The 15694-nt window shown below is 62.4% G+C and carries 13 protein-coding genes; 6 read left to right on the forward strand and 7 right to left on the reverse strand.

The annotated features are described in order from the left end of the window. Position 1 precedes the first annotated feature (1 nt). From ASD07_RS14260 to ASD07_RS14270, 3 genes are all read left to right on the forward strand, one after another. Positions 2-1042, forward strand: coding sequence for an FAD:protein FMN transferase (locus tag ASD07_RS14260; RefSeq protein WP_055931146.1), 1041 nt, complete (start codon positions 2-4; stop codon positions 1040-1042). Then, positions 1039-2406, forward strand: a complete 1368-nt coding sequence (locus ASD07_RS14265) for a sulfite reductase subunit alpha (RefSeq protein WP_055931147.1) — start codon at positions 1039-1041, stop codon at positions 2404-2406. The genes ASD07_RS14260 and ASD07_RS14265 overlap by 4 nt, the downstream gene beginning before the upstream one ends. 401 nt (positions 2407-2807) lie before the next feature. Continuing rightward, the gene (locus ASD07_RS14270; RefSeq protein ID WP_055931150.1) at positions 2808-5576 is read left to right on the forward strand and encodes a TonB-dependent receptor; all 2769 of its coding nucleotides are present in this window, start codon (positions 2808-2810) and stop codon (positions 5574-5576) included. Positions 5577-5639: 63 nt separating this feature from the next. On the opposite strand, the gene ASD07_RS14275 is transcribed toward ASD07_RS14270, so the two are convergent. The 7 genes from ASD07_RS14275 to ASD07_RS14305 form a co-directional block, all read right to left on the reverse strand. Then, entirely contained in the window at positions 5640-6644 is a 1005-nt protein-coding gene (locus ASD07_RS14275) for an IS110 family transposase (RefSeq protein ID WP_055931153.1), read from the reverse strand. A gap of 238 nt (positions 6645-6882) precedes the next feature. After that, positions 6883-8121, reverse strand: coding sequence for a DUF2325 domain-containing protein (locus ASD07_RS14280; RefSeq protein ID WP_055931156.1), 1239 nt, complete (start codon positions 8119-8121; stop codon positions 6883-6885). A gap of 8 nt (positions 8122-8129) precedes the next feature. Further along, positions 8130-8459: a hypothetical protein gene (locus ASD07_RS14285; protein WP_055931159.1), complete on the reverse strand. Its 330-nt coding sequence runs from the start codon at positions 8457-8459 to the stop codon at positions 8130-8132. A gap of 71 nt (positions 8460-8530) precedes the next feature. Next, complete coding sequence (gene hemP / locus ASD07_RS31425; protein WP_055931162.1) at positions 8531-8728, reverse strand: hemin uptake protein HemP; 198 nt, start codon at positions 8726-8728, stop codon at positions 8531-8533. Positions 8729-8856: 128 nt separating this feature from the next. Beyond that, positions 8857-9669 (reverse strand): Crp/Fnr family transcriptional regulator, encoded by an 813-nt coding sequence (locus ASD07_RS14295; RefSeq protein WP_055931166.1) that lies wholly within the window; start codon positions 9667-9669, stop codon positions 8857-8859. Between the two features lie 136 nt (positions 9670-9805). Next, entirely contained in the window at positions 9806-10450 is a 645-nt protein-coding gene (locus tag ASD07_RS14300) for a response regulator transcription factor (protein WP_055931169.1), read from the reverse strand. A 77-nt stretch (positions 10451-10527) separates the two neighbouring features. Further along, positions 10528-10995 carry a universal stress protein gene (locus tag ASD07_RS14305; RefSeq protein ID WP_055931170.1) on the reverse strand — a complete coding sequence of 156 codons (468 nt, stop codon included), beginning with the start codon at positions 10993-10995 and terminating at the stop codon, positions 10528-10530. 342 nt (positions 10996-11337) lie between these two features. Between ASD07_RS14305 and ASD07_RS14310 the strand changes: the two genes are divergently transcribed. The 3 genes from ASD07_RS14310 (at position 11338) to leuC (ending at position 15678) form a co-directional block, all read left to right on the forward strand. Beyond that, the gene (locus tag ASD07_RS14310) at positions 11338-12183 is read left to right on the forward strand and encodes a protein phosphatase CheZ (RefSeq protein ID WP_055931178.1); all 846 of its coding nucleotides are present in this window, start codon (positions 11338-11340) and stop codon (positions 12181-12183) included. Further along, positions 12183-14051, forward strand: a complete 1869-nt coding sequence (locus ASD07_RS14315) for a chemotaxis protein CheA (protein WP_055931181.1) — start codon at positions 12183-12185, stop codon at positions 14049-14051. The genes ASD07_RS14310 and ASD07_RS14315 overlap by 1 nt, the downstream gene beginning before the upstream one ends. Positions 14052-14274: 223 nt before the next feature. Continuing rightward, entirely contained in the window at positions 14275-15678 is a 1404-nt protein-coding gene (gene leuC / locus ASD07_RS14320; protein ID WP_055931881.1) for a 3-isopropylmalate dehydratase large subunit, read from the forward strand. Positions 15679-15694 lie beyond the last annotated feature (16 nt).

Here is a 15694-nt window from a genome sequence, read left to right on the forward strand (position 1 = left end):
GGTGCGCCGGGTATTGCTGCCACCGACCATCTCCGCCGAGCCAGCGCCGGCGGGGGCTGGCATCGTCGATTTCGGCGGCGCCAGCATGGGCACGACATGGTCGGCGAGGGTGGCGCTCGCACCGGGCGCCATGGCTGGCGGCGTGCCGCTGCGGGCTGCCGGCCTGCAGGCCGGTTTGCAGGAGCAACTGGAGCAAGTGGTGGCGCAGATGAGCCATTGGGAGCCGGCTTCGGACCTGGGCCGCTTCAACCGCGCCGGCGCCTGTACCTGGCATGCCTTGCCAGCCGATTTTTTTGAAGTCCTGAAGTACGCGCTCGATGTGGCGCGCGAAACGGGCGGCGCCTGCGATCCCTGCGCCGGCGTGCTGGTCAACCTGTGGGGCTTCGGTCCAACCGGCCGGCATGATGAAGCCGGCTTCGTGCCGCCCAGCGCGCGCGACGTGGCGACGGTGCGCGCCGGCATGGCGGGGCGCGTGGTGGAACTGGACGTTCCGCGCAAGCGTGCCTTCCAGCCCGGCGGCGTGCAGCTCGACTTGTCTGCCGTCGCCAAGGGCTTCAGCGTGGACAAGCTGGCACACTACCTGGAAGGCCAGGGCTGCCGCCACTACCTGGTTGAAGCCGGCGGGGAACTGCGCGGCGCCGGTTTCAAACCCGACGGCCAGCCCTGGTGGGTGGCGCTGGAGGAACCGCAGGCGCCGGGCGCAGGCCGCGCGGGCGAAGTCGCCGTTGCGCTGCATGGACTGGCCGTTGCCACTTCGGGCGACTACCGCAAATATTTCATGCAGGATGCCGCGCGGCGCCCGCATACCATCGATCCCCGCAGCGGCATGCCGGTCGCCAATGCACTGGCGTCGGTTACAGTGGTGCACGAAAGCGCGATGGCAGCCGATGCCTGGTCCACGGCGCTGACGGTGCTGGGGCCCGGGCAGGGGCTGGCGCTGGCCGAGCGCAAGGGCCTGGCCGCGCGCTTCCTGCTGCGCGAAGGGGACGGGCTGCGCGAAATCCTCAGCAGCCGCTTCCAGAACATGCTTGAAGAAGAATGATCCTGACGAACGACCCAACCCGGCTCGGCCTGACAGCGGCCATGATTGCCGGCTATGGCCTGGTATGCCTGCTGCCATGGCTGCGCGCAAGGCGCGCCCGTGCCGCGACGCAGGCCGCACGTGCGGCGGCGGGGGACTCGCCATGGCTGGTGGCCTATGCCAGCCAGACCGGCAACGCCGAACTGCTGGCGCGCCAGACCAGTGAAACCCTGCGCGTGGCCGGCATTGCGAACCATTTGTGCGAGTTCGACGAACTCGATGCGGCCACGCTGCAGGCGGCCGAACGCGTGCTGTTCCTGACTTCGACTTACGGCGAAGGCGATCCGCCCGATGCGGCAGCACGCTTTGCACAGCGCCTGATGGCGCGTAGCGACCTGGCGCTGGGCCAGTTGCACTACGCCGTGCTGGCGCTGGGCGACAGCGCCTACAGCAGCTTTTGCGGCTTTGGCCGCACGCTCGATGCCTGGCTGGCAGCGCGCGGCGCGCAGGCGCTGTTCCCGCGCGTTGAAGTGGACCGCAGCGCGGCACCGGCCATCGCCGCCTGGCGCCAGCAACTGAGCCACTTGGCCGGCACCAGCGATGCGCCGGACTGGGATGCGCCGGAATTTGGCGAATGGCGCCTGGTGCAGCGGTGCAAACTCAACCCCGGCAGCGCAGGCGCGCCGATCTATCACCTCGAACTGGAACCGATGGCCGGCACGGCGCTGCCGGCATGGCAATCGGGCGACCTGGTGCAGGTGGCGGCGCCGGCCGACCCGCAGCGCCCGCGCGAATACTCGATCGCCTCCATCCCGGCAGATGGCCGGGTGCACCTGCTGGTGCGCCTGCACCGTCACGGCGACGGCAGCCACGGCCTGGCCTCGGGCTGGCTCACGCAGCAGGCCGAGGAGGGCGCCATGGTGCGGCTGCGCTTGCGCCAGCACCGCCGCTTCCGGCTGGAAGACAATGCCGGGCGCCCGTTGATCCTGATCGGCAACGGCAGCGGCATTGCCGGCCTGCGCGGCCACCTGAAAGCACGCGCTGCGGCGGGCCAGGCCCGCAACTGGCTGTTGTTTGGCGAGCGCGACCCGGAGCATGACGCGTTTTACCGCGCCGAGCTGGAGGGCTGGCAGCGCGCGGGCCTGCTGCCGCGCCTGGACCTGGCCTGGTCGCGCGGGCCCGATGGCAAGCAATACGTGCAGGACCTGCTGCTGCGCCATGCCGACACCGTTCGCTCCTGGCTGGAACAGGGCGCTGCCATTTACGTGTGCGGCAGCCTGGAGGGCATGGCTGCCGGCGTCGATCGTGCCTTGCGCGAAATCCTGCCGCAAGAAGCGATGGCGGCAATATCAGCTGAGGGCCGCTACCGACGGGATGTGTATTAGATAACATTTCACTCAAGCAAAAATAAACGCCCCGTGCGCAGCAGCGCCGGGGCGTTTATTTTTTTCCTGTAGTCAAGTATCGATACAATTGAATCAAGAGTAAATACAATTTATTACAAGCATACCTTTGGCTTGGGTAGCAAGTTCTGGTTGCCAAAAATCGATATGCATTGAATAAGTTTGTTGTCTTGTTGCTCAAAAGCGACAAATGCTCAGTTTTTTGGCAAATTAAATTCCGATTCTTTCACAATCTTGCAAATTTTCCCTGTAACTTTCAGAAATGTAATTGCAGGGCATTAAATTGCCGGTTTGCTCCCCCCATAATCCGCGGTCGGTGAGCAAAATGCAAAAAAGAAACTTTGCTCATTCGAACGTTTTCAGAAACCCGAAGGAGTAAAGAAATGGCATTCCAAGAAAAGATCGGTGCGCGTTCCGTGCGCCTGGCGATGTCCGCCCTGGCCCTGATCGCTGCCGGCAACGCAGCCGCGCAAGAAGCGCCAATGCAGCGCGTTGAAATTACCGGTTCCGCGATCAAGCGTATCGCCGTTGAGGGCGCACTGCCAGTGCAGCGCCTGTCCGCCGAAACGATCAAGAAAACCGGCGCCAACACCGTTGCCGAACTGATCCAGGCCCTGCCAGCAATGCAAGGCTTCACCGTTGAAGCAACCGCTGCCGGCTCCAACTCCGGTGGCCGCGTCTCCGCTTCCATCCACGACATCGGTGAAAGCTACACCCTGGTGCTGCTGAACGGCCGCCGCATCGCCCCGCAGAATGACGGCTCGACCGTCAACCTGAACGCCATCCCGATGAGCGCGATCGAGCGCGTTGAGATCCTGACCGACGGCGCATCCGCACTGTACGGTTCCGACGCGATCGCCGGCGTGATCAACTTCATCATGAAGAAGAACTTCAATGGCGTGAACCTGGAAGCCAACTTCTCCCAGCCGTTCCAGAGCAGCTCCGGCCGCCAGACTGATGCCGCCATCACTTTTGGCAGCAGCGACCTGCTGGATGGCCGCCTGGCCCTGATGGGTACCTACCGCCACGACGAGCGCACCCAGCTGCGTGCAACCGAGCGTGATTTCGCCAAGACCTCCTTCATTCCGTTCGGCTTCAACGGCAAGAATTACGTCATGGACCGTACCAGCACTTCTGCTGTGCCGGGCAACGTCACCGTTGACTTCAACGACAAGACCAACACCACCTTCAACCCATACCTGCTGAAGAACGGCAAGTGCGCACCAATGAACGTGGTGGTGCCGACCAACCAGCAGACTTGCGGCTTCGACTCCGGCTCGACCGTTGAAATCGTCCCGCAAAGCAAGCGCGACACCTTCTTCGGTAACGCCACCTTCAAGCTGACCGACAACGTCAACCTGTTCGCGGAAACCGTCATTGGCCGCTTCGACCTGACCGCACGTATCGCGCCGAACGCGATGCCGGTTGCAGTGCCGGTCAATTCGGCGTTCTACACCAACTACGTCCAGCCTTACCTGACCCCGGCCCAGCAAGCCAACCTGGCTGTGACCAAGCCAGGCGTCTCGCCGGTGAACGCGAACTACCGCAGCTTCGACTGGGGTACCCGCGACAGCCAGACCGTGACCGACACCCAGCACTTCGTGACCGGCCTGGAAGGCGACATTGGCGCATGGAACTTCAACAGCGGCCTGACCTGGTCGCGCAACAAGTACGAAGAGCGCTACGTTGGCGGCTACCAGCTGAACAAAGAGTTCCGCAGCATGATTGCCAACGGTTCCTTCGATCCGTTCGCAGCACTGGGCCCGGTAAGCGACGCTACCCGCGCGCTGATCGATGGTTCGACCTTCCGTGGCGCTATCCGCAACGCATCGACCACCATGACCGGCATCGATGCCCGTGCATCGCGCGAGCTGTTCGACCTGGGCCTGGGCGGCGGCTCCAGCTCGATCGCACTGGGTGGTGACGTCCGTCGCTACCACTACGAGCAGACCCCGACCGATGCAGCCAAGAACGGCCTGATCTACAACCTGAGCAGCCCAGCGACTTACGACATGACTCGTAAGACCTACGGCCTGTTCACCGAGTTGCTGGTGCCAGTGGTGAAGTCCTTTGAAGTGACCGGCGCTGTGCGTTACGACGCATACACCGCGATCGACAATGGCGTAACCGGCACCGAAATGGGCAAGAAGGAATCGGCGGTTACCTACAAGGTGAGCACCCGTTGGCAGCCGAACTCCATCACCGTGGTCCGTGCTTCCTACGGTACCGGTTTCAAGGCGCCTGACATGCTGAACATCGGCCAGCCGCTGGTGCCGGCAGGCGTGACCGCTTCCAAGTATGCATGCCCGAACGTACAAGGCAACAGCGGCCTGTGCAAACCAGGCGCGCTGGAGCAATATCCGGTCATGTCGGGTGGCAACGTGAACCTGAAGCCTGAGAAGTCGAAGCAGTTCACCATCGGTTTCCGCGTCGAGCCAGCTAACTGGTTCTCCGCTGGCGCCGACCTGTGGGACGTGAAGATTCGCGATGCCGTTTCGTCGGTTTCCGAGCAGCTGGCGTTTGACCACAACGGCAACGACTACCCGCAGCTGTTCACCACCTTTACCGAACCTGCAAGCGGCAAGACCTTCTACGCCTTCCAGCGCCTGTCGATCAACATCGGCCAGACCCACAACCAGGGTATCGACTGGGACATGACCGGTCGCCACAACTTCAGCTTCGGCCGCTTCTCGTCGACCCTGGCTGGCACCTACCTGATCAAGTCTGACTACACCAAGCCAGGCACCAGCGACCAGTGGACCAACAGCATGAACTTCTTCGGCATCAACAATGCCGTGTCGTTCCGCCACGTTGTACGTTGGACCAACACCCTGGAAACCGGCGCGTTCAGCAATTCGATCACCGCCAACTACCGCAACGGCTACACCGATGCCAAGGCCACCGTGTGGAACCTGGGCACCAACGCCACCGAAGATGTGCGCATCCACGTGCCGTCGCACCTGACCTTCGACTGGCAAGGCAAGTGGGCTGTCAACAAGCAGCTGAGCCTGCGCGCCGGTATCAAGAACCTGGCCGACCGCAACCCACCGCTGTCGCTGCGTAACTCGTCGGGCCACCAGGTTGGCTTCGACCCACGCTACGCAGACCCAATGGGCCGCACCTTCTACCTGAACGGCAATTACTCCTTCTAATCGCCCCAGGGTCGAAATGAAACGCCCCGAGCGCGCTAGCGCCGGGGCGTTTTTTTATCGGGGTCAGATACCGTCTTCAATAGCAAGCCCTTTTCCCAGGTACTCCGGGTCGAAGGGCTTGCCCGACTTAACTACCCCGTAAATCATATGCACTAGCTTGCGCATGATTGCGCCGGCTACGGCCATTTTGGAGAGGCCGTTGGCCTCTAAACGTTGGCCAAACTGCTTCAAGATGGGGTTGTAACGTTTGGCAACGAGGCTTGGCAGGAATAAAGCGGCTCGCAGGTGTTTGTTCCCCATACGACTCATCATTGTTCGGCCACGCACTGAGGTCCCAGATTGACGCTGCCGGGGCGTGACGCCGATGTATGCAGCGAGCGCTTTCGCATTTGCGAAGCGCCGTACGTCGCCTACGTGTGCCAATACTTTTGCTGCCGTTGTGCGGCCTAGCCCGGGGATGCTTTCAATGAGTTGCGCATCCTGTTTAAGCCCGGGGTTTCGGTCGATGTGATCATCGATGTCCTGCACTATTTGCGCAATTTGCGCATCGAGCCATTTGATATGCGCCAGGACATGAGCCACAACATCATGCTGTTTAGCTGTTTCGTGCACCTCTAACCGATTCAACTCCTGCTGGCGCATGTCTTGAAGCGCCCCCAGCCTGTTGCCCCAGGCTCGCAGCTGTCGTTGCTCACGCGACGGCGCATCCCACGACGACGGTGCCATCGCTGCACAGTAGCGGGCAATTAAACCAGCATCAACTTGATCATTCTTGTTGCGGATGTTTTCACTGCTGCCGAAACTCTTGATGCAGTTCGGATTTACTAAGCTGACTTTGATCCCTTTATCAGAACAATACAGGGCGACAGGCTCGCTGTAGACCCCCGTCGATTCCAGGCAGACGTGGGCTTCCGTTAGAGAAACCTTCTGCTTGATCAGCCAGGATTCCAGCTCGTTGAATCCTTCCTGGGAATTTGAAACCACCTTGGCTTTAACCTTGCCATCTACCAGCAAAGCCACGTCCAACTTACGCTTACTGACATCAATTCCTACGACTGGCGTATTCATCTCGTCCACCTTTCTCGTATGCAGGCTTACCCAAGGGGCGACCTAAGATACCGTCCGGCGTCCAGATGAACAAGTGGGCAAGGCCACCTATCTGACCCACAAGCTCAATGGCTTCCACTCTGTTCGGTGAGACCTTGCCCCGCCACCTCTAGAATCTTAATATCCTTCTCCAAAGGTGCAGTTTCAATATACGAGGTCTGTCAAGCGGATGTTTTCGCGCAGCGAAAACGATCGATTGTCAGACCTGACCCAGAATTTCGCGCTGGAGGGTGGTGACGCTGGGGTTGTCGACGAAGATGCAGCGCTTCTGGTGGCGCTTGCAGAAGTCTTTGACGCGCCAGTAGGCGCTGTGACTGATGCAGGCGGTCTGGCAGATCACCAGGTCGGCTGCCGCCATGCTGGTTTCCAGGCGGGCGACATTGTCTTCCAGGCCGCCGTCGTGGTGCAGGAATTCGGCGCCGGCATCTTCGATCACGCTGCGGTAGCCGGCGACGTTGCCGGCGCGGCCGCCGACGCATAGCACGCGCTCGGCCAGCAGGCCGTGCAGGGTTACACGTTGCGTCGTGGTGCCCGCCCTGGCAGCCGGCCCGCCCGTTGCGGCGGTGGCGGCTGCCGCAATGGCGGGCGATGGTTGCGCAGTAGCTGCGGCCAGCGCAGCGCGTGCTTCATTTAATTGGCGTTCCAGCGCGGCGGCTTCGGCGCGGGCGGCGGCGGCTTCGCTGCGTACTTCGTGTACCCGCTGTTCGGTGTCGGCCAGCTGGCGCGCCAGGCGTTCGCGCGTGGCGAGGCCGGGAATGGTGGCGTGCAGTTCTTCCAGTTGCTGGCGCAGCGAGGCCAGCACGCTGTCGCGTCCCACCAGTTGCGCACGCAGCTGCATCAGGGCGGCGCCGTGGGCTTCCTGTTCGGCGTGGCGTTCGGCTTGCCAGGCGGCGCTGCGTTGCTGCAGGCGCGCCAGTTCACGCTCCAGCGCGGCGTTGGTTTGCTCGAGCGCTTGCAGGCGGCTGATGTCGGCGCGCGTGGCGGCGCCGGCCTGGTGCTGGATCATGTGCAGGTCGCGGCACATGCGCTCCTGTAGTTCAAGCGTGCAGTGCGGGTGGCTCAGGCCGGCCCAGAACGGGCCTGGTACGTCGCCGCTGGCGACGGCGGCTTCCCATAGCGCTTCCAGCGCCTTGGCGTCGCGGGCGGGGCGGTAGCGCTGGATCACTACCGCGTAGCGGCGTTCCAGTTCTTTCTGCACGGCTTCCGACAGACGGTTGCGGCTGCCGCATTCGCTGACGGCGCCGACGTGCACTTCGTAGTCGTCGGCCAGCACTTTGCCGCCCACGGCCTTGGCGACGATCTTGCGCAGCACGCCGAGCGGCAGGCCGACGCCAACCAGCGGGCAATGGCAGGTGTGGGGCAGGTTCCAGATGCGGCGGCGGCGCGCCGGTTCGGCGGCTGCCGGCTTGGCGGCCAGGGTATCGTGCTTGTCGCACATGGCCGGCCTCAGGCGGGTAGCGCGGCAGGGCGGGGGCGGCCGATCAGGCGCGCCAGGAAACTGGCGCGTTCCTGCGGAGGACGGGCTTGTTCGACCACGACAGCCCACTGTTCGCACAGCTGTTGGCAGGTGGCGCGCAGCACCGGCGACAGCTCAGGCAGCGCCGACAGCGCTTTCAGGTGGCGCTCGATGACCGATGCCAGCTTGACGCAGCCGCCATTGTCGGCAGCATTGGCGGTGTAATGCGACATCAGGTGCAGCACGGCGGACAGCATCAGTTCCGGCTGGTGGGCAGCGGCGCTGTGCGTGAAGATCGGGTCGTTGCGGTCGATAGCCATATTCACTCCAAAAGTTCAGGGGTGGCTGGCTGCCGGTGTGACGGCTGGCTGGCGATTGGGGAGGGTAAGCCTCAGGCAGTCAGGATCAGCTTGTTCAACTGCGTGATGCGAAGGCGGTAAATGCGGCCGGCATGTTCAATTTCGATTTCGCGCTGGTCTTCCATCAGGCCGGCGGTGGTAAAGCGGCGCAGGGGCTGGGGCGGCTGCTGCACGGCGGGAACGGCAGCAGCCTTGGGTTTGGGGGCGTCGATCGTGGCAGAAGTTTGCATTGTTGTTTTTCCTCAGATAAGAATGATTCGCATTTGCATTATGCGCAGGTCCTCAATGCTTGTCAAATAAATTATTGAGAAAAAAAGAGGCCCGCCGAAGCGGGCCAAAGCTGGGTGAGTAGTACTCTTTACAAAGTCGCCAGCAGCGGCACGGCAGTTTCGCCGGCGGCGGCTTTGGCGCGCGACGGCAGCTTGCTGCGCGTGCGCGAGGGCGGCAGGCGACGCAGGGATTTCAGGGCGTCGACGTCCTTGATGCCGATGGTGCGCTGGTCCACGCTGATCAGCCCGATCTCATTGAAGGCTGACAGCGTGCGGCTGACCGTTTCCAGCGTTAATCCGAGGTAGCTGCCGATCTCGTGGCGCGTCATGCGCAAGTTGAACAGCTTGCTCGAATACCCCATCTGCGAAAACTTTTCCGACAGCGTGACCAGGAAGCGCGCCACCCGCGCCTCCGCGCTCAGGGCGCCGAGCATGCCGATCATGGCCTGTTCGCGCACCAGCTCGCGGCTCATCACGCCGTACATCAGGTTCTCCAGCTCCACGTGGGTGCGGCCCAGCGTGGCTAGCCTCTTGAACGGCAGCAGGATCAGGTCGCAGTCCGACAGCGCCACCGCCTCCGAGGAGTAGGTCTTGCTATGGATGCCATCCACGCCCATCAGGTCGCCCTTCATCGGGAAGGCCAGCACCTGTTCGTTGCCGAATTCGTCAATCAGCACCGTTTTCATGAAACCGGAGTTGACCACGTACAGCATGTCGAACGGCTGGCCAATCGTATGCACGCGCTGGCCGGTCTTGAACTGCACATGCTGGAACAGCAGCTCTTCGGAATTGAGCGATACCGGCGGCAAGTGCAGCAGCTCGCACACTTCTTTCAGGTTGGACCACAAACGGCCTTGCCGCTGCCGGCCGGCCTCATGGGACACGGGTTGCGTTGAGAGCATGCTGATCTCCTGGTTCCCAAACGGAATGGTTTCAGTATGCCAACGTGAATGTGGGAAAAATATCAGTCGTTGCTGAATATACCCGTAGGAGGGCAGAGGGGTAATGTAGGAATTATCCTAAAGTCAACCTTGTCAATCATGCTTTGAACGGCGTCAGCAGCTTGTGCGCTACTGCGTACTGGACCATTTCCGAGAGGGATGCCATGCCCATTTTTTGCATGATGCGGGTCTTGTGGGTGCTGACGGTTTTCACGCTCAAATGCAGCCCGTTGGCGATTTCGGTGATGGATTTTCCCGACACCAGCAGCGTAAACACTTCGAATTCGCGGTCGGAAAGCTGTTTGTGCAACAGCGTTTCGGCTGGCTGCATGATATTCAGCGCCAATTGCTCGGCCACTTCAGTGGAAATATAGGGACGGCCGGAGGCGACCTTGCGGATGGCGCCGACCAGCTGGGTGCCGGCGCTTTCCTTGGTCAGGTAGCCTTGGGCGCCGGCGCGGATGGCGCGCACTGCGTACTGCTCCTCCTCATGCATGGTGAGGATCAGGATGGCCAGCTTGGGCGATTCGCTGCGGATCTGGCGGATCAGGTCGACGCCGCTGCGCCCGGGCATGGACAGGTCGAGCAGCAACAGGTCGAAGCCGCCCTGGCGAATGTGGTTGAGGACTTCGAAACCGTCGATGGCTTCGCCTACGATGTCGATGTCGGGAGCCCCGTCAAGAATGCGCTTGAGCCCTTCGCGCATGATGGTGTGGTCGTCGGCAATGACAATTCGAATCATAGTTCCTCAAAAAGTTAGCAATATTTGTCTTCGCGCTCCGGCCCGGCAGGCCGGAGCGCGTCGTAACGCCAGGCCGTTCAGGCCGGACGCGGGTCTTTGATCAGCCGGTGCACCAGCACCGGGATCTTGGTATGCGACAGCACTTTGTTGGTCACGCTGCCCAGCAGCAGGTGGCCCCAGCCGCTGCGGCCATGCGAGCCGATGAAGATCAGGTCGCAGCCGCACTGGTTGGCGACGTCGACGATCTTCACTGCAGCGCTTTCGGCAAAGGCGGTCATGCCCTCCGCCCGTACGCCCTTCCTGGCGCAGGACTCAAGGATAGACTGAACATGTTCATTGCCGGCGCGCTGCATTGCCGCCCGGTACTCCTCCTCGCTGGGGTAGCTGGGCGGAATGATCTCCACATAAATCGGGTACTGGTATTCCGGCGCCACGAACAATGCCAGCACTTCCGCGCCGAGCTGCTGGGCGAATTCGACCCCGGCACAGGCGGTCTTGCTGGAAACGGCCGAGCCGTCCGTCGTTATCAGGATTTTCCGGTACATATCTCAGCCTCCTTTAAGCGTTAAAAGAGCCAGTTCCTGCCTTCATTGTAGCCCCGTTTATCAGTATTGTTCTGCTGTAAAGAGTTGATAATTATCAAGAAACTGTCAGGGGGACATCGCAGATGGCGCAAATTCCCGTTATTTCATGGGCTTGCGGCGGGAATTTCACACACTCCGCAAATACAACAGTACACTTGGAGGGCGATTTGGCTTCACCTAAGAGATTGAATTGAGTGGGCTGCCCCTGTTACACTCGCGTGAGTGCCTTGTTTATTGCCGAGCGTCAAATGTGACACTTTTTTCGGCAGCGGGAACTTTGAAAATTATGGAGAAGCAGGAATTATGACCGACGCCGCTGATGATTTCGATGCATTATTTGAAGAAGTATCTGCGCAACGGGCGAATGCGCCTGCACCGGCTCCAGCTGCTGCTCCGGCGGCTGCGGCATCCGATTCGGGCGATTCGGATGACCTGGAAAGCCTGTTTGAATCCGTAGCCGCCTCGGGCAAAGCGCCGGCACCGGCCGCAGCGCTGGCGCCGGCACCAGCGCCTGCCGCAGCGGGCGAAGCGCCGGCAGAAGGCGGCGAGCATGCGGAAGGCATGTTCGAGCGCCTGGGCGGCATCGTGCGCCTGCTGCACGATTCGCTGCGCGAACTCGGTTACGACAAGGCCCTGACCGAAGCGTCGACCCAGATCGTGGACGCGCAAGACCGCCTCGAATACGTCGCTTCGCTGACCGAGCAGGCTGCCAACAAGGTGCTGAATACCCTGGACGACGGCATGCCGGCACAGGAGGTGCTGTCCAAGCAAGCCAAGGATATGGAAGAGCGCTGGGCGGACCTGTTTGCGGGCAAGCTGAGCATTGAGGACTTCAAGGCGCTGGCGGGCGATTCGCGCGCCTTTGCCACCAAGGTAGCGCAAGCAACGGAGGCGGAAAAAGCCCGCCTGCTGGAAATCATGATGGCCCAGGACTTCCAGGACATCACCGGCCAGCTGATCAAGAAGGTCGTTGCCATTACCAAGAAGGTCGAAACCGAATTGGCGCAGCTGTTGAAAGACAATGCGCCGGCTGAGGTGCGCGAGAAGATTGCGCAGAAAGAGGTGTCGCTGATGTCGGGTCCATCCGTTCCATCGGAAGCCCTGAATCAGGACAGCGTCGATGACCTGCTTGCCGACCTGGGGTTCTAATGGATGATATGCTCAAGGAGTTCGTTGTCGAGGCCATGGACCTGGCCGTCAACGTCGAAGAGCACCTGTTGCGCCTCGAACGTGACCCCGACAACAAGGAAACGCTGAACGCGGTTTTCCGTTCCTTCCACACCATCAAGGGTGGCGCCGGCTTCATGAACCTGGGCGCCATGGTCTCGGCATGCCATTTGACCGAGAACCTGTTTGATGCCCTGCGCACTGGCGCCGCGCCCGTTACCCCGCTGTCGATTGAAGCGGCGCTGCAGGCCTCGGGCTTCGTGGCCGACCAGCTGTCCGAACTGAATAACGGTACCGCGCCCGACGCGCTGGCGCCGATGCCGGCCGACCTGGAAGCGATCCTGAAGGAAGCCATCGAAGGCAAGAAGACTTCCAGCAAGCCGGCGGCCAAGCCTGCGCCCGCCGCGCCAGCGCCGGCTGCGGCGCCGGTCGCCGCAGCGCCACCTGCTGCCGGCGCCGCGCCATCGGCCGACGGCCTGGACTGGGAAGGCATGTACGAAGCGGTAGTGCCGCCTGGTACTTACGTGCGTCCCGCGGTGGATGCGCGCGCCGAAGGCGTGGCTGCGGCTCATGCTGCCGCCGAAGGTACTCCGGCGGCGGTGCATGCACCGGCCGCCGAGGCGAAAGAGCGCCCGGCCGCGGAAGCCAAGCCGGTCTCCGCACCGGCCAAGGAAGAATCGATCCGTATCGATGCCGTCAAGCTGGACGCGCTGCTGGAAGTGGCCGGTGAATCCGTGCAGGCTGCCAACCAGGCCGCGGTACTGCTGGAGCGCCTGCAGCAATTCAAGTTCGAAGGCCAGGCAGCGACGCTGATGTCGGCCCTGACCGAAACCCTGGAACGTGCTTCGCGCTATTCCACCGAACTGCAGCGCGCCACCCTGGCGACCCGCATGCAGCCGGTCGGCCGCCTGTTCCAGAAATTCCCGCGCCTGGTGCGCGAACTGGCGAAAGACCTGGGCAAGGAAGTCGAGCTGACCATCGAAGGCGCGGAAACCGAAGTTGACCGCGTGGTGGTGGACAGCCTGTACGACCCGCTGGTGCACATGCTGCGCAATGCGCTGGACCATGGCGTGGAAGGGCCGGAGGCCCGCATGGCCATCGGCAAGCCGCCTAAAGCCTATATTTCCCTGAAGGCGTGGCAGGAAGCCAACTCGGTCATGATCGTGCTGCAGGACGACGGCAAGGGCATGGACCCGGCAGCGCTGAAGCGCAAGGCCGGCGAGAAAGGCCTGATTTCGCCAAGCGCCAACCTGACCGACGACGAGTGCTACCAGCTGGTATTCCTGCCGGGCTTCTCGACCAAGGAAGTGGCATCCTCGGTCTCCGGCCGCGGCGTCGGCATGGACGTGGTGAAGACCGCAGTGGAAAAGAACCGCGGCGCAATCCATATCGAATCGGCACTGGGCAAGGGCACCAAGTTCGCCATCCGCCTGCCGATCGAGCTGTCGATCGTGCCGACCATGCTGGTCTCCACCTCGGGTGCGCTGCTGGCGCTGCCGATGGCGGTGGTCGAGCGCGTGGTCGAACTGCCGGAAACCTTCATGGAAGTGGGCGGCGCGCCGGTCCTGAAAGACCAGGGTCGTCCGCTGCCGGTACGTTCGCTGGCCGATGCGCTGGGCTACGAGCCATGCTCGGAACGCGTGGGCATCGTGGTGAACTCGCCGCAGCCTTACATCCTGGCCGTGTCGGCCGTGGATGGCACCGCCGACCTGGTCATCAAGCCGATGACCGCCTTGTCGGTGGACGGCATTACCGGCACCGCACGTTCCGCCGAGGGCGACCTGGTCCTAGTAGTTGGCCTATCGTTCCTGATGGACGGCTGCAGGGGAAGTGTAAGGATGGCGGCGTAAAGCCTCCTCCAAAAAATACAGAAAACACCAGCCTGCAGCCTCCCACAAAGGGGCTGCAGGCTTTTTTACGCCCCAACGACGAAAAAGGACCTTTTCTGGTATGGTCGTTGGGGATGGCGCCATACGCCAAAAACTACGCGAAATTGCTCACGAGGCGGAAAACAGCTGGGTTTTGCATTGCACAAAATATGGCATAATCAAACGGATCACCTTATCAGGCAGCATCATGAAAACGCTTTACGACAAACTCTGGGAATCCCACGTAGTACGCACTGAGGAAGATGGCACGGCCCTGCTGTACATCGACCGCCACCTGGTACATGAAGTCACCAGCCCGCAGGCATTCGACGGCCTGCGCAGCGCCGGGCGCCAGCCATGGCGCCTGTCGGCCAACCTGGCGGTGGCCGACCATAACGTTCCGACCACGGACCGTTCGCACGGCATCGAGGATCCCACCTCGCGCCTGCAGGTGGAAACCCTGGACCAGAACACCAAGTCGGTCGGCATGACCTACTTCCATATGAACGACAAGCGCCAGGGCATCGTGCACGTGATCGGCCCGGAGCAGGGCGCGACCCTGCCGGGCATGACCGTGGTGTGCGGCGACTCGCATACTTCGACCCACGGCGCGTTCGGCGCGCTGGCGCACGGCATCGGCACGTCCGAAGTGGAGCACGTGCTGGCGACGCAGACCCTGCTGGCCAAGAAATCCAAGGCCATGCTGGTGCAGGTGGACGGCGTGCTGCCGGCCGGGGTGACCGCCAAGGACATCGTGCTGGCCGTGATCGGCAGGATCGGCACCGCGGGCGGCACCGGCTACGCGATCGAATTCGCCGGCTCGGCGATCCGTTCGCTGTCGATGGAGGGCCGCATGACGGTCTGTAATATGGCGATCGAAGCGGGCGCGCGCGCCGGCATGGTCGCGGTGGACGACACTACCATCAACTACGTCAAGGGCCGTCCCTATTCGCCGGCAGGCCCGCAGTGGGAGCAGGCGGTGGCGTACTGGCGCACCCTGCATTCCGACCCGGGCGCCAAATTCGACTTCGTCGTCACGCTGGACGCGGCGCAGATCCAGCCGCAGGTGACCTGGGGCACTTCGCCAGAGCAGGTGACCTCGATCGACGGCCGCGTGCCCGATCCGGACCAGGAGAAAGACCCGGTCAAGCGCGACGCCATGGAAAAAGCCCTGGTGTACATGAACCTGACGCCGAATACCCGCATCGAAGACATCCGCATCGACAAGGTCTTTATCGGCTCCTGCACCAACTCGCGCATCGAAGACTTGCGCGCCGCCGCCGCCGTGGTGCGCGGCAAGCAGCGCGCTTCGAACGTGAAGCTGGCAATGGTGGTGCCGGGCTCCGGCCTGGTGAAGGAGCAGGCCGAGCGCGAGGGGCTGGACGCGATCTTCAAGGCCGCCGGCTTTGAATGGCGCGAGCCGGGCTGTTCGATGTGCCTGGCCATGAACGCCGACCGGCTCGATCCGGGCGAGCGCTGCGCTTCCACCTCCAATCGTAATTTCGAAGGTCGCCAAGGCCAAGGCGGGCGTACCCACCTGGTATCGCCTGCCATGGCGGCGGCAGCCGGTATCGCCGGCCATTTCGTGGATGTCCGATCCATCCGCTAACAACAACCAGCAAGAG

The organism is Duganella sp. Root336D2 (genome assembly GCF_001425005.1).
Classification (GTDB): Bacteria; Pseudomonadota; Gammaproteobacteria; order Burkholderiales; family Burkholderiaceae_D; genus Rugamonas.